Source organism: Ruegeria sp. N8, assembly GCF_056531325.1.
The window spans coordinates 343,879-362,485 of sequence record NZ_JBQFLQ010000002.1 but is presented as its reverse complement, the minus strand read 5'-3'; the positions used below and the strand labels follow the sequence as shown (position 1 = coordinate 362,485).

At 59.3% G+C, this 18,607-nt stretch carries 20 protein-coding genes; 17 read left to right on the top strand and 3 right to left on the bottom strand.

The features are described from left to right. The 13 genes from nuoG (at nt 1) to ACR0C5_RS05805 (ending at nt 13,969) form a co-directional block, all read left to right on the top strand. On the top strand, nt 1–2,022 hold the full coding sequence (nuoG, locus tag ACR0C5_RS05865) for an NADH-quinone oxidoreductase subunit NuoG (RefSeq protein WP_480875232.1): 2,022 nt from the start codon (nt 1–3) through the stop codon (nt 2,020–2,022). 204 nt (nt 2,023–2,226) lie between these two features. After that, nucleotides 2,227–3,264, top strand: coding sequence for an NADH-quinone oxidoreductase subunit NuoH (gene nuoH / locus ACR0C5_RS05860; protein ID WP_170788377.1), 1,038 nt, complete (start codon nt 2,227–2,229; stop codon nt 3,262–3,264). A gap of 1 nt (nt 3,265) precedes the next feature. Further along, on the top strand, nt 3,266–3,760 hold the full coding sequence (gene nuoI, locus ACR0C5_RS05855; RefSeq protein WP_170769278.1) for an NADH-quinone oxidoreductase subunit NuoI: 495 nt from the start codon (nt 3,266–3,268) through the stop codon (nt 3,758–3,760). Beyond that, entirely contained in the window at nt 3,757–4,167 is a 411-nt protein-coding gene (locus tag ACR0C5_RS05850; protein WP_170769279.1) for a carboxymuconolactone decarboxylase family protein, read from the top strand. The genes nuoI and ACR0C5_RS05850 overlap by 4 nt, the downstream gene beginning before the upstream one ends. Continuing rightward, the gene (locus tag ACR0C5_RS05845) at nt 4,164–4,766 is read left to right on the top strand and encodes an NADH-quinone oxidoreductase subunit J (protein WP_480875228.1); all 603 of its coding nucleotides are present in this window, start codon (nt 4,164–4,166) and stop codon (nt 4,764–4,766) included. Before ACR0C5_RS05850 ends, ACR0C5_RS05845 begins: the two co-directional genes overlap by 4 nt. Beyond that, complete coding sequence (locus ACR0C5_RS05840; RefSeq protein ID WP_480875225.1) at nt 4,763–5,251, top strand: hypothetical protein; 489 nt, start codon at nt 4,763–4,765, stop codon at nt 5,249–5,251. The genes ACR0C5_RS05845 and ACR0C5_RS05840 overlap by 4 nt, the downstream gene beginning before the upstream one ends. A gap of 4 nt (nt 5,252–5,255) precedes the next feature. Then, entirely contained in the window at nt 5,256–5,561 is a 306-nt protein-coding gene (nuoK, locus tag ACR0C5_RS05835; protein WP_005984024.1) for an NADH-quinone oxidoreductase subunit NuoK, read from the top strand. A gap of 7 nt (nt 5,562–5,568) precedes the next feature. Further along, complete coding sequence (gene nuoL, locus ACR0C5_RS05830; protein WP_480875222.1) at nt 5,569–7,710, top strand: NADH-quinone oxidoreductase subunit L; 2,142 nt, start codon at nt 5,569–5,571, stop codon at nt 7,708–7,710. Next, nucleotides 7,710–9,254 (top strand): NADH-quinone oxidoreductase subunit M, encoded by a 1,545-nt coding sequence (locus ACR0C5_RS05825; protein WP_480875219.1) that lies wholly within the window; start codon nt 7,710–7,712, stop codon nt 9,252–9,254. Before nuoL ends, ACR0C5_RS05825 begins: the two co-directional genes overlap by 1 nt. A gap of 13 nt (nt 9,255–9,267) precedes the next feature. Further along, the gene (nuoN, locus tag ACR0C5_RS05820) at nt 9,268–10,710 is read left to right on the top strand and encodes an NADH-quinone oxidoreductase subunit NuoN (protein ID WP_170769283.1); all 1,443 of its coding nucleotides are present in this window, start codon (nt 9,268–9,270) and stop codon (nt 10,708–10,710) included. Between the two features lie 54 nt (nt 10,711–10,764). After that, the gene (locus ACR0C5_RS05815) at nt 10,765–11,514 is read left to right on the top strand and encodes a biotin--[acetyl-CoA-carboxylase] ligase (protein ID WP_170788382.1); all 750 of its coding nucleotides are present in this window, start codon (nt 10,765–10,767) and stop codon (nt 11,512–11,514) included. 11 nt (nt 11,515–11,525) lie between these two features. Then, the gene (locus ACR0C5_RS05810; protein WP_170769285.1) at nt 11,526–12,305 is read left to right on the top strand and encodes a type III pantothenate kinase; all 780 of its coding nucleotides are present in this window, start codon (nt 11,526–11,528) and stop codon (nt 12,303–12,305) included. Beyond that, nucleotides 12,302–13,969 (top strand): ribonuclease J, encoded by a 1,668-nt coding sequence (locus tag ACR0C5_RS05805; RefSeq protein ID WP_480875216.1) that lies wholly within the window; start codon nt 12,302–12,304, stop codon nt 13,967–13,969. Before ACR0C5_RS05810 ends, ACR0C5_RS05805 begins: the two co-directional genes overlap by 4 nt. 8 nt (nt 13,970–13,977) lie before the next feature. On the opposite strand, the gene ACR0C5_RS05800 is transcribed toward ACR0C5_RS05805, so the two are convergent. Then, entirely contained in the window at nt 13,978–14,679 is a 702-nt protein-coding gene (locus ACR0C5_RS05800) for an NUDIX hydrolase (protein ID WP_480875213.1), read from the bottom strand. A gap of 28 nt (nt 14,680–14,707) precedes the next feature. Beyond that, on the bottom strand, nt 14,708–15,103 hold the full coding sequence (locus ACR0C5_RS05795; protein WP_170769288.1) for a DUF983 domain-containing protein: 396 nt from the start codon (nt 15,101–15,103) through the stop codon (nt 14,708–14,710). Nucleotides 15,104–15,293: 190 nt separating this feature from the next. Between ACR0C5_RS05795 and ACR0C5_RS05790 the strand changes: the two genes are divergently transcribed. The 4 genes from ACR0C5_RS05790 to ACR0C5_RS05775 are packed head-to-tail and all read left to right on the top strand — an operon-like array spanning nt 15,294 to nt 17,192. Beyond that, complete coding sequence (locus tag ACR0C5_RS05790; protein WP_170784237.1) at nt 15,294–15,761, top strand: EF-hand domain-containing protein; 468 nt, start codon at nt 15,294–15,296, stop codon at nt 15,759–15,761. Nucleotides 15,762–15,767: 6 nt separating this feature from the next. Next, a complete protein-coding gene (locus tag ACR0C5_RS05785) occupies nt 15,768–16,382 on the top strand; it encodes an RNA polymerase sigma factor (protein ID WP_480875209.1) in 615 nt (204 codons plus the stop codon). Further along, nucleotides 16,375–16,722 (top strand): hypothetical protein, encoded by a 348-nt coding sequence (locus ACR0C5_RS05780; RefSeq protein WP_480875207.1) that lies wholly within the window; start codon nt 16,375–16,377, stop codon nt 16,720–16,722. The genes ACR0C5_RS05785 and ACR0C5_RS05780 overlap by 8 nt, the downstream gene beginning before the upstream one ends. Next, nucleotides 16,719–17,192 (top strand): periplasmic heavy metal sensor, encoded by a 474-nt coding sequence (locus ACR0C5_RS05775; protein WP_170788388.1) that lies wholly within the window; start codon nt 16,719–16,721, stop codon nt 17,190–17,192. Before ACR0C5_RS05780 ends, ACR0C5_RS05775 begins: the two co-directional genes overlap by 4 nt. A 4-nt stretch (nt 17,193–17,196) precedes the next feature. On the opposite strand, the gene ACR0C5_RS05770 is transcribed toward ACR0C5_RS05775, so the two are convergent. Continuing rightward, nucleotides 17,197–18,582, bottom strand: a complete 1,386-nt coding sequence (locus tag ACR0C5_RS05770) for a diguanylate cyclase (RefSeq protein WP_480875204.1) — start codon at nt 18,580–18,582, stop codon at nt 17,197–17,199. Nucleotides 18,583–18,607 lie beyond the last annotated feature (25 nt).

The window sequence follows — 18,607 nt, the reverse complement described above, 5'->3', positions numbered from 1 at the left end:
ATGTCTGACCTCCGCAAGATCAATATCGACGGGCAGGAAATCGAAGTCGATGGTGCGATGACCCTGATTCAGGCGTGTGAAGAGGCCGGGGTCGAGGTGCCGCGTTTCTGCTACCACGAACGTCTGTCGATTGCCGGGAACTGCCGGATGTGTCTGGTTGAGGTTGTGGGCGGCCCGCCGAAACCCGCCGCGTCCTGCGCGATGCAGGTGCGCGACTTGCGGCCGGGGCCGGAAGGCCAGCCGCCGGTGGTCAAGACGAACTCTCCCATGGTCAAGAAGGCCCGCGAAGGCGTGATGGAGTTCCTGCTGATCAACCACCCTCTGGACTGCCCGATCTGTGATCAGGGCGGCGAGTGTGATCTGCAGGATCAAGCGATGGCCTATGGGTTGTCCGGCACGCGCTTCAAGGAAGCTAAGCGCGCGGTTGATGATCTGGATCTGGGGCCGCTGGTTGGAACGGCGATGACCCGTTGCATCAGCTGTACGCGTTGCGTGCGCTTCACGACCGAGGTCGCCGGGATTACTCAGATGGGCCAGACGGGGCGTGGCGAGGATGCCGAGATCACCTCGTACTTGAACCAGACGTTGGATTCGAACCTGCAGGGCAACGTTATCGACCTATGTCCGGTTGGGGCGCTGACCTCGAAGCCTTATGCCTTTACCGCGCGTCCGTGGGAGCTGACCAAGACCGAAAGCGTCGATGTCATGGATGCTCTGGGCTCGAACATTCGCGTAGACACCAAGGGACGCGAAGTGATGCGGTTCCTTCCGCGCAACCATGATGGCGTGAACGAGGAATGGATCAGCGACAAGACGCGGTTCGTCTGGGATGGGCTGCGTCGCCAGCGTCTTGACAAGCCTTACGTGCGCGAAAACGGCAAACTGCGCCCGGCCTCGTGGCCCGAGGCGCTGACCAAGGCCGCCGAGGCGCTTAAAGGCGCCGAGAAGCTGGCTGGGATCGTGGGTGATCTTGTTCCGGTTGAGGGCGCCTTTGCATTGAAACAGATGATCGAGGGGCAGGGCGGTGTTGTCGAATGCCGCACGGACGGGGCTAAGCTGCCGGCGGGCAACCGTGCGGCCTATGCTGGCACCGCTGCGATCGAGGATATCGACAGCGCCGAACGCATCCTGTTGATCGGCACCAACCCGCGCGACGAAGCTCCGGTTCTGAACGCCCGCATCCGCAAGGCGTGGGCGCATGGCGCTGAGGTTGCTCTGGTCGGGCCCGCCGTTGATCTGACCTATGAATATCACCATATGGGCGACGACCGCGCGGCGCTGCAAGCTGCGCTGGATATGGGCGGGGATGATGAGATCAAGGCCGAGCCGTCGCTGGTCATCGTCGGTCAAGGTGCTTTGCAAGAGGCTGACGGGGCCGCTGTTCTGGCCGCAGCGCAAACCATCGCTGCAAATACCGAAAGCGGCCTGATTGTTCTGCACACTGCTGCGTCTCGTGTAGGTGCGATGGATGTGGATGCCACCAACGACGGCGGCATGGATGCCGTCAGCGCGGCGGACGTGATCTATAACCTCGGCGCGGATGAGGTCGAAATCGGTGACGGTGCATTCGTCATCTATCAGGGCAGCCATGGCGACCGTGGCGCGCACCGCGCCGACGTGATCCTGCCGGGTGCGGCCTATACCGAAGAAAACGGGCTATTCGTGAACACCGAAGGCCGCCCGCAACTGGCCATGCGTGCCGGGTTTGCGCCGGGCGAGGCCAAGGAAAACTGGGCAATCCTGCGGGCCTTGTCGGCCGAGTTGGGCGCGACACTGCCCTACGACTCGCTGGCGCAACTGCGCACTGCATTGATCGAGGCGGTCCCGCATCTGGCGCAGATCGACGAGGTCATCGAGAACGAAGTTCAAGCGCTGAAAACGGGAAAACTGGGTGATGCCAGCTTCCGATATGCGATCACGGATTTCTATCTGACCAACCCGATCGCACGTGCCTCGCAGCTAATGGCCGAGCTTTCGGCGCAGGCACAGGCCCGCAAATCCGAAAAGATTGCGGCGGAATGAACCAGACAGTTTTCATATCGCAGGCAGGGGCGAGTGCCGGGTGGCAGATCGCCGCGCCCGAATTGCGTGTGAAATTCAACAATAAGGGTGGCGCAATGCCGGCAGATGCTGTTTACACCAACGCGCCGACCCAGCCGCAAAATGCGCAGGCATCTGGCCTTCGTATCGCACGCGGAAAACGGAATACCCACGGTGTGAGGACCAATGGCTGAATTCTTTAACACCCCAGGCGGAATTGCCATCATCATTCTGGCGCAAGTGCTTGCAGTCGTTGCCTTTGTGATGATCTCGCTCTTGTTCCTCGTTTATGGCGACCGCAAGATCTGGGCCGCGGTCCAGATGCGTCGGGGCCCCAATGTGGTGGGCGTCTATGGCCTGCTGCAATCGGTAGCGGATGCGCTGAAATACGTGGTGAAAGAGGTGGTCATTCCGGCGGGTGCCGACCGCACGGTATTCATGCTGGCGCCGCTGACATCCTTCGTGCTTGCGATGATCGCCTGGGCGGTGATCCCGTTCAACGATGGCTGGGTGCTGTCTGACCTGAACGTGGCGATCCTGTATGTCTTTGCCGTATCGTCATTGGAAGTTTATGGCGTGATTATGGGCGGTTGGGCGTCGAACTCAAAGTATCCGTTCCTTGGGTCGCTGCGGTCTGCGGCGCAGATGATTTCGTACGAGGTCTCGCTGGGCCTGATCATTATCGGCGTGATCATCTCGACCGGGTCGATGAATTTTGGACACATCGTCGAGGCACAGGACGGTCGGTTCGGCTTCTTCAGCTGGTACTGGCTGCCGCATTTCCCGATGGTTTTCCTGTTCTTCATCTCGGCACTGGCCGAAACCAATCGTCCACCGTTTGACTTGCCCGAGGCGGAATCGGAACTGGTCGCAGGCTATCAGGTCGAATACTCGGCCACTCCTTTCCTGCTGTTCATGGCGGGCGAATACATCGCCATCTTCCTGATGTGCGCGCTGATCTCGCTGCTGTTCTTTGGCGGCTGGCTGTCGCCGATTCCGGGCTTGCCCGATGGCGTACTATGGATGGTCGCCAAGATGGCGTTCTTCTTCTTCCTCTTCGCGATGGTCAAGGCGATCACGCCCCGCTACCGCTATGACCAGCTGATGCGGTTGGGCTGGAAAGTGTTCCTGCCATTCTCGCTGGCATGGGTGGTTTTCGTGGCCTTCGCGGCGAAATTCGACTGGTTCTGGGGCGCGTTCGCCCGTTGGAGCGTTGGAGGCTGATATGACCCAAATCGACTATACCCGCGCCGCCAAATACTTCCTTCTGCAGGACTTCTGGGTCGGCATGAAGCTGGGGTTGAAGTACTTCTTCGCCCCCAAGGCCACCGTGAACTACCCGCATGAAAAGGGCCCTCTTTCCCCGCGCTTTCGCGGTGAACACGCCCTGCGCCGCTATCCCAATGGCGAGGAGCGCTGCATTGCCTGTAAACTGTGCGAGGCGATCTGCCCGGCCCAAGCCATAACCATCGACGCCGAACCGCGCGAAGATGGCAGCCGCCGCACCACGCGTTACGATATCGACATGACCAAGTGCATCTATTGCGGCTTCTGCCAAGAGGCCTGCCCGGTGGATGCCATCGTCGAAGGTCCGAATTTCGAATTCGCCACGGAAACCCGCGAAGAGCTTTTCTATGACAAGGAAAAACTCCTGTCGAATGGCGAACGCTGGGAGGCTGAAATCGCCCGTAATCTGGAAATGGACGCGCCGTACCGATGAACGACAAAAGCTCGAACCCGTTTGAACTGATGATGAAACAGGCGCAGGATATGGCGAAGGCGATGAATCCGGCGATGGAGAACTTTTCGCCCAAAGGGTTCGAAGCGCTTTGGCCGACGATGCCGAAAGAGGTCATGGAAATGATGTTCGGCAACACCGTCAACAAGGACGGGCTGGACGCCAAGACCCGCCTGTTGCTGACGTTGGCCGGGCTGACCATGCAGGGCGCGCAAGCGGATTCAGCGGTACGTCAGACCGTGCGCCACGCGTTGGAGGCCGGTGCCAAGAAACAAGAGATCGTCGAAACGATCGGGCAGATGTCGGTCTTTGCCGGCATCCCGGCCATGACCCGTGCGCTGGAACTGGCGCAAGAGGTTCTGGGCGACAACGAGGATAAGGATCAATGACAGTCTTTGCCTTCTATCTGTTTGCCATCAGCGCCATCACCGGCGGCCTGTTCACGGTGATCAGCCGCCAGCCTGTGCACTCAGTGTTGTGGCTGATCCTGTCCTTCCTGTCCTCGGCGGGACTGTTCGTGCTGCTGGGGGCCGAGTTCGTGGCGATGCTGCTGATCATCGTCTATGTGGGCGCGGTCGCGGTGTTGTTCCTGTTCGTGGTGATGATGCTGGACGTCGACTTTGCCGAGCTTAAGGCCGAGATGGCGCGTTATATGCCGCTGGCATTGCTGATCGGTCTGGTCATCCTGATGCAGTTCGTCATGGCGTTCGGTGCATGGGACAGCGCGCAAGGCGTTGAGGCCAATCTGGCGCAACCGGTTCCGACCGACCGCCACAATACCGAGGCTCTGGGCGTCATCCTGTACGATCAATACTTCCTTCTGTTCCAACTGGCGGGCTTGATCCTTCTGGTGGCAATGATCGGTGCCATCGTGCTGTCCCTACGCCACCGTCAGGACATCAAGCGTCAGGACATCATCGGCCAGATGATGCGCGACCCGGCCAAGGCGATGGAGCTGAAGGACGTGAAACCGGGGCAGGGGTTGTGAGCTATAGATTGGTCATATCGGGTTTAGTGCTGGCGTGCATGCCGTTGTCCGCAAGCGCGTTTACAATTGCGGAGTGCGCTGGCCTACCAATTTTGTCTCATCATTGGGTCGAGGCCGAGCATGAAACTGTCGGTGAAGGCGTTGTTGCATTCCGCGAAGTCGGCGGATTTTGCGATGAAGATATGGGATGCACGTACTCCGAGTTTCTCAAGATTTCGGCGTGTGAATCGGGACAAACACTTCGAGTTGTCACGCAGCTCATTAGGGAAAGCGACGATACTCAACTGGATCGCACTGACGAGGCAAACGAAGTTTTGCAAAATCTAGCGGGAACCGACGAGGGCCATTCGTGGATTTCGGTGAAAAGGGCCTTCGAACGGAAAGCGTTCAAGGTTGATGAAACTACGGAAACGAACGAGACCTGTGCTTGTGCTGCTGCGTTCCCAGAGCTCCGCAATGGGAAAGAGAAATTCGAAGGACTATGAGACGATGATCGGACTTGAACACTATCTTACGGTCGCGGCGACGCTGTTCGTCATCGGCATCTTCGGTCTCTTCCTGAACCGCAAGAACGTTATCATCCTGCTGATGAGCATCGAACTGATGCTGCTGGCGGTGAATATCAACCTTGTGGCGTTCTCCAGTTTCCTCGGCGATCTGGTCGGGCAGGTGTTTACGCTGTTCGTGCTGACAGTTGCGGCCGCCGAGGCGGCGATTGGTCTGGCCATTCTGGTCTGCTTCTTCCGCAACCGTGGCACTATCGCGGTTGAAGACGTCAATATGATGAAGGGCTAAGAGAACTATGGAAACCACCATCCTCTTTGCCCCGCTGGTGGGCGCGTTGATCTGCGGTTTCGGCCGGCGGTTCATTGGCGAGAAAGCCGCCATGTGGACCGCAACCGGCCTGCTGTTTCTGGCCTGTCTTCTGTCGTGGATCGTGTTCTTTGCCTTCGACGGGGTGACGCAGCAGATCGAGATCATGCGCTGGATCGAGAGCGGATCGTTGTCGACAAGCTGGGCCATCCGTCTGGACCGTCTGACCGCGATCATGCTGATCGTGGTGACGACCGTCTCAGCGCTCGTGCACCTCTATTCCTTTGGTTATATGGATCACGACCCGCAGTGGCGTGAAGGCGAAAGCTATAAGCCGCGGTTCTTCGCCTATCTGTCCTTCTTCACCTTTGCGATGCTGATGCTAGTGACGGCGGACAATCTGGTGCAGATGTTCTTTGGCTGGGAGGGCGTGGGTGTCGCATCCTACCTGCTGATCGGATTCTATTACCGTAAGCCGAGCGCCAATGCGGCGGCGATGAAAGCCTTCATCGTGAATCGCGTGGGCGACTTTGGCTTTGCTCTGGGTATCTTTGCGCTGTTCTTGCTGACCGATAGCATCAACTTCTCGGACATTTTTGCCTCGGCCCCGGCTTTGGCTGAGGAAAAGCTGCACTTCCTGTGGGGCGAATGGACCGCTGTTGAGGTCATCTGCGTGCTGCTCTTCATCGGCGCGATGGGGAAATCGGCGCAGCTGATCCTGCACACATGGTTGCCCGACGCGATGGAAGGCCCGACGCCTGTGTCGGCCCTGATCCACGCCGCAACCATGGTGACGGCGGGTGTATTCCTTGTATGCCGTATGTCGCCACTGATGGAGTTCGCGCCGGGTGCGACCGGTTTCATCACCGTGCTGGGCGCAACGACCGCGTTTTTTGCGGCGACCGTGGGTCTGGTTCAGACCGACATCAAGCGCGTCATCGCCTATTCGACCTGTTCGCAACTGGGCTACATGTTCGTGGCTGCAGGTGTCGGGATGTATTCGGCGGCGATGTTCCACCTGTTCACGCACGCCTTCTTCAAGGCGCTGCTGTTTCTGGGCGCAGGCTCGGTGATCCACGCCATGCATCATGAACAAGAGATGACCGAGTATGGCGGGTTGCGCAAAAAGATCCCCTATACGTTCTGGGCGATGATGATCGGCACGCTGGCCATCACCGGTGTCGGTATCCCGCTGACGACCTTCGGTTTCGCTGGCTTCCTGTCGAAGGATGCGATCATCGAGAGCGCCTATGCCGGTGGGTCTTCCTATGGCTTCTGGCTGCTGGTCGTGGCGGCTGCGTTCACGTCCTTCTACAGCTGGCGTCTGATCTTCCTGACCTTCTACGGCACGCCGCGCGGCGACAAGCATACGCACGACCATGCGCATGAAAGCCCGATAGTCATGCTGGTGCCGCTGGGCGTTCTGTCTCTCGGCGCGGTCTTTGCGGGCATGATTTGGTACGGCAATTTCTTCGGTCACGCGGACAAGGTGGGCAAGTTCTATGGCATCCCGGTGGCTGAGGCGTCGGAACATGCCGAGGCCGGTGATCACAGCAAAGCGGACGCGCATGGCGATGATAGCCACGCAGATGAAAGCCGTGGTGATGACCACGCAGATGACGGTTATGGTGAAAAGGATGCTCATGGCGATCATCACTATGTTTTCGAAGGTGAGCCGGGCGAGGGCGCGCTGTACATGGCACCGGACAACCATGTGCTGGACGATGCGCATGCGGCGCCTAAGTGGGTCAAGGTTTCACCCTTTGTTGCGATGCTGCTGGGCTTTGCGATGGCCTATTGGTTCTACATCGTGAACCCATCGCTGCCGGGACGTCTGGCACAGAACCAGCGTCCGCTGTACCTGTTCCTGCTGAACAAGTGGTACTTTGACGAAATCTACAATGTGATCTTCGTCAAACCCACCGTGGCGCTTGGACGGTTCCTGTGGAAACGCGGTGATGGCAACACCATTGACGGTTTCCTGAACGGGATCGCCATGGGCGTTGTTCCCTTCTTCACCCGCCTCGCAGGCAAGGCGCAGACGGGCTACATCTTTACTTATGCCTTCTGGATGGTCTTGGGGATAGCAGCCCTTGTCACCTGGATGTCGATCGGCGGAGGCGCACACTAATGGATAATATCCTCTCGATCGTTACTTTCATTCCCGCAGTGGCGGCGGCCATTCTGGCCCTGTTCCTGCACGGGGATGACGAAGCCGCGCAGCGCAACGCGAAATGGGTCGCGCTGGTGGCGACCACGGTGACGTTCCTTGTCTCGATTGGTATCTATACGGGCTTTGACCCATCCAACACCGGCTTTCAGATGGTGGAAGAGGGCGAGTGGCTGCTAGGCCTGAAATACAAGATGGGCGTGGACGGCATCAGCGTGTTGTTCGTGCTGCTGACCACCTTCATCATGCCGCTGACCATTCTGGCCAGCTGGAATGTGACCGACCGGGTCAAGGAATACATGATCGCCTTCCTGCTGCTGGAAACGCTGATGCTGGGCGTGTTCATGGCACTGGATCTGGTGCTGTTCTACCTGTTCTTCGAGGCCGGTCTGATCCCGATGTTCCTGATCATCGGTATCTGGGGCGGGGCGAACCGCATCTATGCCAGCTTCAAATTCTTCCTCTATACCTTCCTCGGCTCGGTGCTGATGCTGGTGGCGATGGTGGCGATGTATGCGGATGCGGGCACGACGGATATTGAGGCGCTGATGAGCCATCACTTCTCATCCGAGAGCTTCAGCGTGATGGGCATTTATGTGGTCGGCGGGATGCAGACGCTGATGTTCCTGGCGTTCTTTGCCTCATTTGCCGTGAAAATGCCGATGTGGCCGGTTCATACCTGGCTGCCGGACGCGCACGTTCAGGCGCCGACGGCGGGTTCGGTCGTGCTGGCGGCGATCCTGTTGAAGATGGGGGGCTATGGTTTCCTGCGGTTCAGCCTGCCAATGTTCCCTGTGGGCTCGGCGGTGATGACCGATCTGGTGCTGTGGATGTCGGCCATCGCCGTTGTCTACACCTCGCTGGTGGCGCTGGTGCAGGAGGATATGAAAAAGCTAATCGCTTACTCTTCGGTCGCGCATATGGGCTTTGTGACCATGGGCATCTTTGCGGCGAACCAGCAAGGGATAGATGGCGCGATTTTCCAGATGCTGAGCCACGGGTTTATCTCGGCGGCACTGTTTCTGTGTGTGGGCGTGATTTATGACCGGATGCACACCCGGGATATCGACGCTTATGGCGGTCTGGTCATCCGGATGCCGGCTTACGCGCTGGTTTTCATGCTGTTCACCATGGCGAATGTCGGCCTGCCGGGCACGTCCGGGTTTATCGGCGAATTCCTGACCCTGATGGGGGCCTTCCAGGTTAACACATGGGTAACGGCGGTGGCTGCAACCGGCGTGATCTTCTCTGCCGGGTATGCGCTGTGGCTGTACCGTCGCGTGGTCTTTGGCGATCTGATCAAGGAAAGCCTCAAGGCCATGACTGACATGAGCTCGCGCGAGCGGCTGATCTTTGCACCGCTGATCATCATGACGATCCTGCTGGGCGTCTACCCATCGCTGGTGACCGATGTGATCGGCGACTCGACCGCCGCGCTGATTTCGAACTATGACACGGCTCTGGCCGCGGCTGAGGCCGTGATCCAGACAGCCGCTTCGCATTAAGGGAGCTTCGGAGATGATCCAAGCTGATCTGACAATCATCCTGCCAGAGATCGTTCTGGCCGTATATGCGATGGCGGCGCTGATCGGGGCTGTCTACACCACAAAAGACGGGCTGGCCCCGGTTCTGGTCTGGGCGACCTCGGGCCTGATGGCGCTGCTGGCGATTTGGATCGCCACCAATGGCGACGGCACCAACGTGGCCTTCAATGGCATGTTCGTCGATGACGGTTTCTCGCGCTTTGCCAAGGTTGCGATCCTGCTATCTGCGGCAGCCGTTCTGTTGATGAGCCAGGATTACATGTCGCGTCGCGGGCTGTTGCGGTTCGAATACCCCTTGCTGGTGGCACTTGCCGCCGTGGGTATGATGATGATGGTCAGCGCGGGCGATCTGATGTCTCTCTATATGGGGTTGGAACTGCAATCGCTGGCGCTCTACGTCGTGGCCGCCCTGCGCCGTGACAGTGCGAAATCCACCGAGGCTGGTCTGAAGTATTTCGTTCTGGGCGCGCTCAGCTCGGGCTTGCTGCTGTATGGTGCATCATTGGTTTACGGCTTCACGGGCACCACGCTGTTCTCGGGCATCATCCAGACGGTGCACCACGGCGACATCTCGGTTGGCCTGCTGTTCGGTTTGATCTTCCTGATCTCGGGACTGGCGTTCAAGGTCTCGGCGGTGCCGTTCCATATGTGGACGCCGGACGTGTACGAAGGCTCACCCACGCCGATCACCGCTTTCTTTGCCACTGCGCCCAAAGTGGCCGCGATGGCATTGTTTGCGCGATTGCTGCATGACGCGTTCGGCGGAGTGATCAAGGATTGGCAGCAGGTGATCGTTCTGCTCTCGGTCCTGTCGATGCTGTTGGGGGCCGTGGCTGCGATTGGTCAGCGCGACATCAAGCGACTGATGGCGTTTTCGTCGATTGCCCATATGGGCTATGCGCTGATCGGTCTGGCGGCGGGTACTGAAATGGGCGTCAAGGCGATGCTGATGTATCTGGCGATCTACGTGACCATGAATATCGGCACCTTTGCCTTCATCCTGATGATGGAGCGCGACGGCAAACCCGTCACCGATATTGATGCGCTGCGGCAATATTCTAAACGTGATCCTGGTAAGGCGCTGGCGGTTCTGATCCTGATGTTCAGCCTTGCGGGCGTCCCGCCGATGCTGGGCTTCTTCGCCAAGTTCGGCGTTTGGCAGGCCGGTGTCAGCGCGGGCCTGACCGGTCTGGTGATCGTGTCGGCCATCGCCTCGGTCATTGGTGCGTTCTACTACCTGCGGATCGTGTTCTACATGTATTTTGGCGAGGAGAACGAGGACCCGATCGAGACGCATTCCACGCCCGTTCTGTGGGTTGCGTTGATGGGGTCGGCTGCTCTGATGTTGGTAGGTATATTCTATCAGTTCGGTGTTGAGGGCGCAGCGGCAGCTGCGGCAGCGACGCTTGTTAACTGATCTCCAGCTCACTCAATCCAGGAGGGCTCGGTCGCTGGACCGGGCCTTTTTGCGATGACGCAGTGGCCGCAAGGATATGGGTTGCACGTGCTGCAAACGGTCGACAGCACGTTGAACGAAGCTGCGCGTATCGCCCCAACGGCGGCAGGGCCGGTCTGGATCATGGCCTATAATCAAACCTCGGCGCGCGGGCGGCGGGGCAGGGCATGGGCCAATCCTGTCGGAAACCTCGCAGCTACTTTGTTGATGCGTCCGCAGGGTGAGCCGGAACAGGCCGCATTGCGCAGCTTCGTCGCAGCGCTTGCACTGTACGATGCCTGTGTCGCTGTGACGGGGCGGTCTGACGGATTGTCACTGAAATGGCCCAACGACGTGCTGCTGAACGGCGGCAAGCTGGCTGGCATTCTTCTTGAAAGCACGGGCATGGGGCGCGAGCTGGGCCATTTGGCGATTGGCATAGGGGTCAACCTGTCGCAAGCTCCGCAGCCTGACGCGCTTGAGGAAGGAGCGGTACGCCCGGTTTCGCTTTTGTCCGAGACTGGCGCCGACGTCATGCCCGAGGATTTTCTGACCGAGCTGGCCGCCAACTATGCGCGCTACGAAAGCCAGTTCGTGACCTACGGGTTCGAACCGATCCGCACGGCATGGTTGGACCGGGCCGCGCGACTGGGGGAAGTGATCACGGCGCGGACTACAACGTCGGAAACGGTGGGCACGTTTGAAACGGTGGACGGGAATGGCAACCTTGTCTTAAACACCGCCAAAGGCCGCGCGGCCATACCTGCCGCGGATGTTTATTTCTAAAGGGGGCTGAAATGCTTCTTGCAATCGACTGCGGCAACACAAACACAGTGTTCTCGATCTGGGACGGCGCGCAATTTCTGTGCACCTTGCGCACCTCGACCCATCACTCCCGTACGGCGGATGCCTATTTCACATGGTATTCTACTCTGGTGAAACATTACGGGATCGAGGCGGATATCACTGATGTTGTGATCGCGTCGACCGTGCCACGCGTGGTGTTCAATCTACGCATCTTTGCAGACCGTTTCTTTGGCTGCCGTCCGCTGGTTGTGGGCAAGCCGGAATGCCTGTTGCCAGTCGCTCCACGCATCGACGAAGGCACCATTCCCGGACCGGACAGGCTGGCCAATGCGGTTGGAGCGTTTGATCGTCATGGTGGCGATGTGGTTGTGGTTGATTTCGGAACCGCCACGAATTTCGATGTTGTTGCATCGGACGGGGCTTACGTGGGCGGCATTATTGCACCGGGTGTGAACCTCAGCCTTGAAGCGCTGCACCAAGGCGCGGCGGCGTTGCCTCATATCGACATCACGCGCCCCGAAAAAGTGATTGGGACAAATACGGTTGGCTGTATCCAATCGGGCGTGTATTGGGGCTATTCCGGTTTGATCGAGGGGCTGATTGCCCGGATCAAGGCGGAATATGGAATGCCGATGAAAGTCGTTGGAACCGGGGGGCTTGCACCTCTGTTCGATCAGGCGGATGTGGGCTTTGACGTGATCGAGGATGATCTGACGATGCACGGTCTGACCGTGATCCATCGCTATAACAAGGAAAATGGCTCAACATGAGCAGTGAACGACTGATCTATCTGCCGCTGGGCGGTGCAGGCGAAATCGGCATGAACGCCTATGTCTATGGCTATGGCAAGCCGGGGCAGGAACGTCTGATCCTCGTCGATCTTGGGGTGACGTTCCCGGATATGGACACCACGCCGGGCGTCGATCTGATCCACGCGGATATCTCGTGGCTGCAGGAACGCGCTGATCGTCTTGACGCCATCTTCGTCACACACGCCCACGAAGACCACGTGGGGGCCGTAGCGCATTGCTTTGAGGCATTGGGCGCGCCGGTCTATGCCCGTGCCTTCACCGCCAATATCGCGCGCCGCAAGATGGATGAACATGGCCATCCCGAGGACGCCGTTCAAACCGTGTCGCCATGGCCCGAGCAGGTTCAGGTGGGGCCGTTCTCGGTCGGTTTCCTGCCGGTCTCGCATTCGATCCCGGAAAGTGCAGCCTTGGTCATCGACTCGCCTGCGGGCCGGGTCGTGCATTCGGGTGACTTCAAGCTGGACACCAACCCTGTGGTAGGTGAGCCTTTTGACGCCGATTTGTGGGCCGAGATTGCCAAACCAGGCGTCAAGGCTCTGGTTTGTGACAGCACCAATGTATTCTCGCCCCATGACGGGCGATCGGAATCCGAGGTCGGCCCCGAGATCACCAAACTGGTCGAAAGCGCCGAAGGGATGGTTGTCGCGACCACTTTCGCGTCCAACGTGGCACGGGTGAAAACCCTGGCCGAGGCGGGGCAGCGGGCCGGACGCTCGGTCGTGTTGCTGGGCCGCGCGATGCGCCGCATGATCGAAGCCGCGACCGAAACCGGCATCCTGTCGGATTTCCCCAAGGTTATCAGCGCGGAAGAGGCGGTGGATGTACCGCGTCAAAACCTGATGCTGATCGTGACCGGCAGCCAAGGTGAGCGCCGCGCCGCCAGTGCGCAACTAGCCCGAGGCAAGTATCGCGGTCTGGAGTTGAAAGAGGGCGATCTGTTCCTGTTTTCGTCGAAAACCATTCCGGGCAATGAGCGGGGCGTGATCTTCATCATTAACCAGCTTAGTGAAAAAGGGGTGGATGTGGTCGACGACAGCTCGGGGCTGTATCACGTGTCGGGCCATGCCAACCGCCCTGATCTTGAGAGGGTACATGCTCTGATCGACCCTCAGATCGTGATCCCGATGCATGGTGAACATCGCCATCTGCGCGAGCACGCCAAGCTGGCCGAGGCTGGGGGACGCGCAGGAATTCTGGCCGTGAATGGCACGATGCTGGATCTGACTGGCAACGCACCGAAAGTGGTGGACTATGTCGAAACGGGCCGGACTTATCTGGACGGCACTGTGAAGGTCGGCGCGCTGGACGGCGTTGTGCGGGATCGTATCCGCATGGCTCTGAACGGTCATGTGACCGTCACGGTCATTCTGGACGAAGAGGATGAACCACTGGGTGAGCCGTGGTGCGATACGATGGGCCTGCCCGAGATTGGGTCCTCGCGCGCGGCATTGGTCGAGGTTTTGGAAGAGGATCTGAACCAATTCCTGATGCGCGCCGACGCCAAAACGTTGCGCGACGACGACAAATTGGAAGAGGCCATGCGCCGGATCGTGCGTCAGACCGCCAAGGCCGAGATCGGTAAAAAGCCCGAGGTCACGACGGTGATCAGCCGAATGAAATAGGCGCGACTTCAGTCCGTCACAGGCATCGGATAGCCTTTGAGTTTCAGAAACAAGCTCTCCTCTTCCTGATTTAGCAGGAAGGGGACCGATGACGGCGGCGCGGGGTCTGATACGCGCGCTGCAATCTCGGCCAGTACGACCTCGGTGATAAAGGGTAGGTCAAACTCGCGTGCGCGATCCAGCGGCACCCATTGCAGGTGAGACAGCTCATCCGAGGCGCGCGAGAAGTCGTCCAGGTCGCCCTGAACCGCCGAAGCATCGACAAGGAAAAACCGCGCATCGAACCGCCGGGGGCGACCCGGAGGCGTCACCGCGCGAAACACGAATTGCAGCGCTTGGGCCGTGGGGCGAAAACCTAGCTGGGCAAACTCGGCCCAATCCTCCGGCGGTTGTCCGGGCCATGCGCCGGGTTGCCCCAGAACCAGGCCGGTCTCTTCCCACAACTCGCGGATTGCGGCGGCGGCAAGCGCATTTTGCAGACCCGCCTCCGCCCGCTCGGACAGGCGGTCATGGCACAACTCAGACAGGGCCGTGGCCAATTCGACATTGGCGTCTTCGGCGTCAACCGCGCCGCCCGGAAAGACAAACTTGTTGGGCATGAACGCGGCTTTCGCGCCCCGTTGCCCCATCAGGATCGACGGGTCTGACAAACGGTCACGTAGAACAATGACCGTTGCCGCGTTGCGGATGGCGGTCTTGTCCTGTGTCATGTGCGGATCAATCCAGTCGGAAATCGCATTACGCGTTCTCGAATCCGTGCATGCGACGTGCCCATTGATAGGCCACAACAGCCCCTTTCAGGCGCGGCAGCAAGAACAACGACAACGCCGTACAACCGATCGCAAAAATCAGGAACATTGTCAGTGGTTCAGGCCGGAACTCGACATAAGTCACGTGCAGCGCAGGGGCCAGCAGGTGGCCGACCAGCAGGATCGTCAGATAGGCAGGGCCATCGTCGGCGCGGTGATGAAACAGCTCTTGCCCGCAATTCGAGCAGCTATCATTGACCTTGAGATAGCCGCTCAGCAGCTTGCCCTCACCACATTTCGGGCAGCGGCCGCGAAAGCCTTTCAGCAGTGCTGGCTTGGTGGCGCGATCCGCATCGGGCTGGGTGTCTATTGTTTGATCTGTCATTGCGAGACTCACGGGTTTCAATGGGCGGATATTGCGCATCTTTTGTGCAACTTAAAAGGGGGGTGCGTCGCTTTGCGCCCTGAAAGGTGACGGAAAAAAATTTCAATTTTTGCGACGGAACCCCGGTGAATCTGCGTTTGAACCTATGTAGGCAGCGACAAAAGCGCTGTGCAAACAAAGGGAAACCGACATGAAAAGCGCAAAAATCATACCTGCGATTATCCTTGGGGCCGTTGCGATCACGGCGACCTCCGCTCTGGCCGCAGGGCCACGCAATCACGAACCTGTGACGTTTCAGGAACTGGATGCCAATGGCGACGGGCAGGTGACGAAGGATGAAATGCAGGCCCACCGCGCCAAGCGCTTTACGGATGCAGATGCCAATGGCGACGGGCAATTGACCGTCGAAGAGATGCAGGCGGCGGGGCAGCAGAAGGTGAACGACCGTGTCGCCAAAATGTTCGAAAAGCACGATGCCAATCAGGACGGATTTCTGAGCGAGGATGAGTTGCCCAAACCGCGCCGGGCTGACAAGATGTTTGATCGTATCGACGCTGATAGCAACGGTTCGATCTCGGAACAGGAATTTGCTGATGCAAAGGACAGGATGGGCAAGCGTCACAAGAAACGCGCCAAATCGGATACCGACGATAGCTGATTTGGAATGCGGGACTTGAGGCCCTCAGGTCAGATCGTCCGCGGCGCTGACAGTGCCGCGGATGCGCCAGCGGATGACGTCCTGCTGGCCATGTTCGCCGCAGGTGATGCGGCGGCTGCGCGTGTGCTGACCGACAGGCTGGGCCCGCGAAGCTATTCGGTGGCGCTGCGGATGCTGGGCAACCGGGCCGAGGCCGAGGATATGACCCAGGAGGCGATGATGCGGCTGTGGAAGGTCGCGCCGGACTGGGTGGCGGGGCAGGCCAAGATCTCGACCTGGCTGTACCGTGTGACGATGAACCTGTGTCTGGACCGGCTGCGCAAACAGACGCCCGACCGTTTGTCGGATGTGCCAGAGCCTGAGGACGAATGTGCCAGTGCAGCGCAGAAGATGCAGGACGATGCCCGCCGGGACGCGTTGCAGGCGGCCTTGTCGAAACTTCCGGACCGGCAGCGACAGGCCGTGATACTGCGCCATATCGAGGAATTGCCCAACCCCGAGATTGCCGGGATCATGGAGCTTTCGGTCGAAGCGGTGGAAAGTCTGACGGCGCGGGGCAAGCGGGCTCTGACAGCGATATTGGCGGGGCGACGGGACGAATTGGGGTATGACGATGACTGAAGATGACACGAGATTGGATCAGCTTTTTGCACAGGCTCGTCAGGATCGGCCGGCGCTGCCTGACGATTTGGCCGTTCGCATCCTGACCGATGCCGAAGCAGTGCGGCTGAACATTGCCAAACCCAAGCGGTCTGCGCCCCGATCCGTTTTTCGCCGCATGGTCGAAGGGATCGGTGGCTGGCAGGGCCTGAGCGGTCTGGCCGCCGCCAGTGTCGCCGGCCTGTGGATCGGGTTCGCTGCGCCGGATTTTCTGCCCGACGCGGCCACTTACCTCTACGGATCGGAGGCCACATTTGCACTTGCCGATCTGGACACATCATTCCTGGAGGACGCCGAATGAGCGACAATCCCAAGCCCAAACGCCGTTGGATGCCCATTTTGTTGGCGGTTTCCCTTGCCGTGAACTTGCTGATTGTAGGCGTAGCAGTCGGAACGGTTCTACGGGTCAAAGGCAGTGACCATGCAAAGGCGCCACCCGGTTTTGGCTCGGCTCTTTATCGCGCGTTGCCGAAAGAGGACCGCAAGGCGCTGCGCGGGGATTTGTCGAAACAGCACCGCAAAGGCTCTAAGCTGCGGGCAGAGGATTTCGCCATGCTCAGCGCAGCCCTGCGCGCCGATCCGTTCGACCCCGAATCCGTTCGGGCGATACTGGCTAATCAGAGCGCGTCGCTGGTGTCGTTGCAGATGTCCTTGCAGAATGAATGGCTGACGCGCGTCTCTGCAATGAGCGAAGAGGAACGTATGGACTATGCCGCGCGTTTGGATGAGGTCGTACGCCGCGGCCCTCATAAACGGGGCAAAAAGGACTGATCTGTCAGGCAGCGCATTGCCGAAAACTGACCTGATTGCGGCCCGCGCGCTTCGCGGCATAGAGCGCGGTGTCGGCTGATTGAATCAACGTCTCGACCGGAGCACCACTTGAGCGGGCCGGTTGCGCCGAAATCACGCCGATGCTGATCGTTACCGGTACTGGCGCGAAGGTGCCCGGCAGCTTGAAGGGTGTTTTGCAGATACAATCGCACAACGTGCGCGCCAGTTTCAGCGCATTGTCCTGAGTGGTATCGGGTACGCCAATCATGAATTCCTCTCCTCCGATCCGGGCCACGAACCCAGCTGCGCCGATGGCGCGCTGCATCCGGGTTGCGGTTTCGGTCAAGACACGGTCACCACACACATGGCCAAAGCGGTCATTGATGGATTTGAAATGATCCAGATCCGCCAACATTACCGCAAAGCCGCGCTGGGTTTGGTTGGACTGAGCGACGATGCGGTCGATTGCGTGCATTGCATAACGCCTGTTGTGCAGCCCAGTCAGCGGATCAACCCAGGATTCCGCAATCCCGCGGCGCAGCGATGCACGCATCTGGTCCAAGCGGGTCTTGCGCGCGATCAGGTTCTCCAAACGCAGCACGGTTTCGTCGGCACAGAACCCGTTCATGCAGACTGCATCTCCCCCCCGGTCCAGAATTTCTGCTGCAATACCGGGGTCATTTTGCGTCAGAATGCCTATAGCCGCCGTGTGGCGGGTGGCGCCGCGCGATTTAAGATCGTTCAAAACGGACAGACCAGACCGGTCGGTTCCGATCTCGATCAGGATGGCGTCGGGGGTGGGGCCGGATAACAGACACTGCAAGTTGGAGGACGTATGGGCCGTCAACCTGTGCTTCAACCGGTTAGCCAAAGCGTTTCGCCACTTCGCACCAATGCTTGATGTTTGGGTCAGCAGGGCAACATGGCCGGATTTCGGCGGAGTGATCAGCGCGGGTGCGGGTTCGGCAAATCCGATGGGCTGCGAGCCACCCGGACGCAGGTCCTGCGATTCGGCTCGGACGCGCATCAGGCTGCGGACCCGCGCCAAAAGCAGCGTGTCTTTGAAAGGATGCGCCAGAACATCATCCAGCCCGTCCGACAAAGCCTGAAGACGCGCGGCCTTGTCGTTTTGCGGTGCGATTGCGACAACCGGCACATCCGCCAGTTCGGGGTCGGCCATCACCAGCTTTTTCACATCGGCTGCGGTGCCATCTGGCAAGGTTTGTGCGGTCAGCACAAGGTCGGGCCGAGCCCGCCGCAACAGCCCGGCCAGCCCTTGAACCTTTTCGCCCTGCACAACGTGATACCACGCTGCCGTAAGCTGAACTTTCAGCATGATCCGATTGGTCGAGGTCCCGTCAAGGACAAGGATGGTACCGTGAACGGACATATCTGCCACCGTTGATTGCATGTAT

Coding starts and splice junctions, on each gene's coding strand:
- ACR0C5_RS05790 (WP_170784237.1), top strand. CDS start 15,294: ATGAAAAGCGCAAAAATCATACCTGCGATTATCCTTGGGGCCGTTGCG.
- nuoK (WP_005984024.1), top strand. CDS start 5,256: ATGATCGGACTTGAACACTATCTTACGGTCGCGGCGACGCTGTTCGTC.
- ACR0C5_RS05770 (WP_480875204.1), bottom strand. CDS start 18,582: ATGTCCGTTCACGGTACCATCCTTGTCCTTGACGGGACCTCGACCAAT.
- nuoN (WP_170769283.1), top strand. CDS start 9,268: ATGATCCAAGCTGATCTGACAATCATCCTGCCAGAGATCGTTCTGGCC.
- ACR0C5_RS05805 (WP_480875216.1), top strand. CDS start 12,302: ATGAGCAGTGAACGACTGATCTATCTGCCGCTGGGCGGTGCAGGCGAA.
- ACR0C5_RS05775 (WP_170788388.1), top strand. CDS start 16,719: ATGAGCGACAATCCCAAGCCCAAACGCCGTTGGATGCCCATTTTGTTG.
- ACR0C5_RS05810 (WP_170769285.1), top strand. CDS start 11,526: ATGCTTCTTGCAATCGACTGCGGCAACACAAACACAGTGTTCTCGATC.
- ACR0C5_RS05795 (WP_170769288.1), bottom strand. CDS start 15,103: ATGACAGATCAAACAATAGACACCCAGCCCGATGCGGATCGCGCCACC.
- nuoL (WP_480875222.1), top strand. CDS start 5,569: ATGGAAACCACCATCCTCTTTGCCCCGCTGGTGGGCGCGTTGATCTGC.
- ACR0C5_RS05785 (WP_480875209.1), top strand. CDS start 15,768: ATGCGGGACTTGAGGCCCTCAGGTCAGATCGTCCGCGGCGCTGACAGT.
- ACR0C5_RS05800 (WP_480875213.1), bottom strand. CDS start 14,679: ATGACACAGGACAAGACCGCCATCCGCAACGCGGCAACGGTCATTGTT.
- ACR0C5_RS05825 (WP_480875219.1), top strand. CDS start 7,710: ATGGATAATATCCTCTCGATCGTTACTTTCATTCCCGCAGTGGCGGCG.
- ACR0C5_RS05850 (WP_170769279.1), top strand. CDS start 3,757: ATGAACGACAAAAGCTCGAACCCGTTTGAACTGATGATGAAACAGGCG.
- nuoI (WP_170769278.1), top strand. CDS start 3,266: ATGACCCAAATCGACTATACCCGCGCCGCCAAATACTTCCTTCTGCAG.
- ACR0C5_RS05845 (WP_480875228.1), top strand. CDS start 4,164: ATGACAGTCTTTGCCTTCTATCTGTTTGCCATCAGCGCCATCACCGGC.
- nuoG (WP_480875232.1), top strand. CDS start 1: ATGTCTGACCTCCGCAAGATCAATATCGACGGGCAGGAAATCGAAGTC.
- ACR0C5_RS05815 (WP_170788382.1), top strand. CDS start 10,765: ATGACGCAGTGGCCGCAAGGATATGGGTTGCACGTGCTGCAAACGGTC.
- ACR0C5_RS05780 (WP_480875207.1), top strand. CDS start 16,375: ATGACTGAAGATGACACGAGATTGGATCAGCTTTTTGCACAGGCTCGT.
- nuoH (WP_170788377.1), top strand. CDS start 2,227: ATGGCTGAATTCTTTAACACCCCAGGCGGAATTGCCATCATCATTCTG.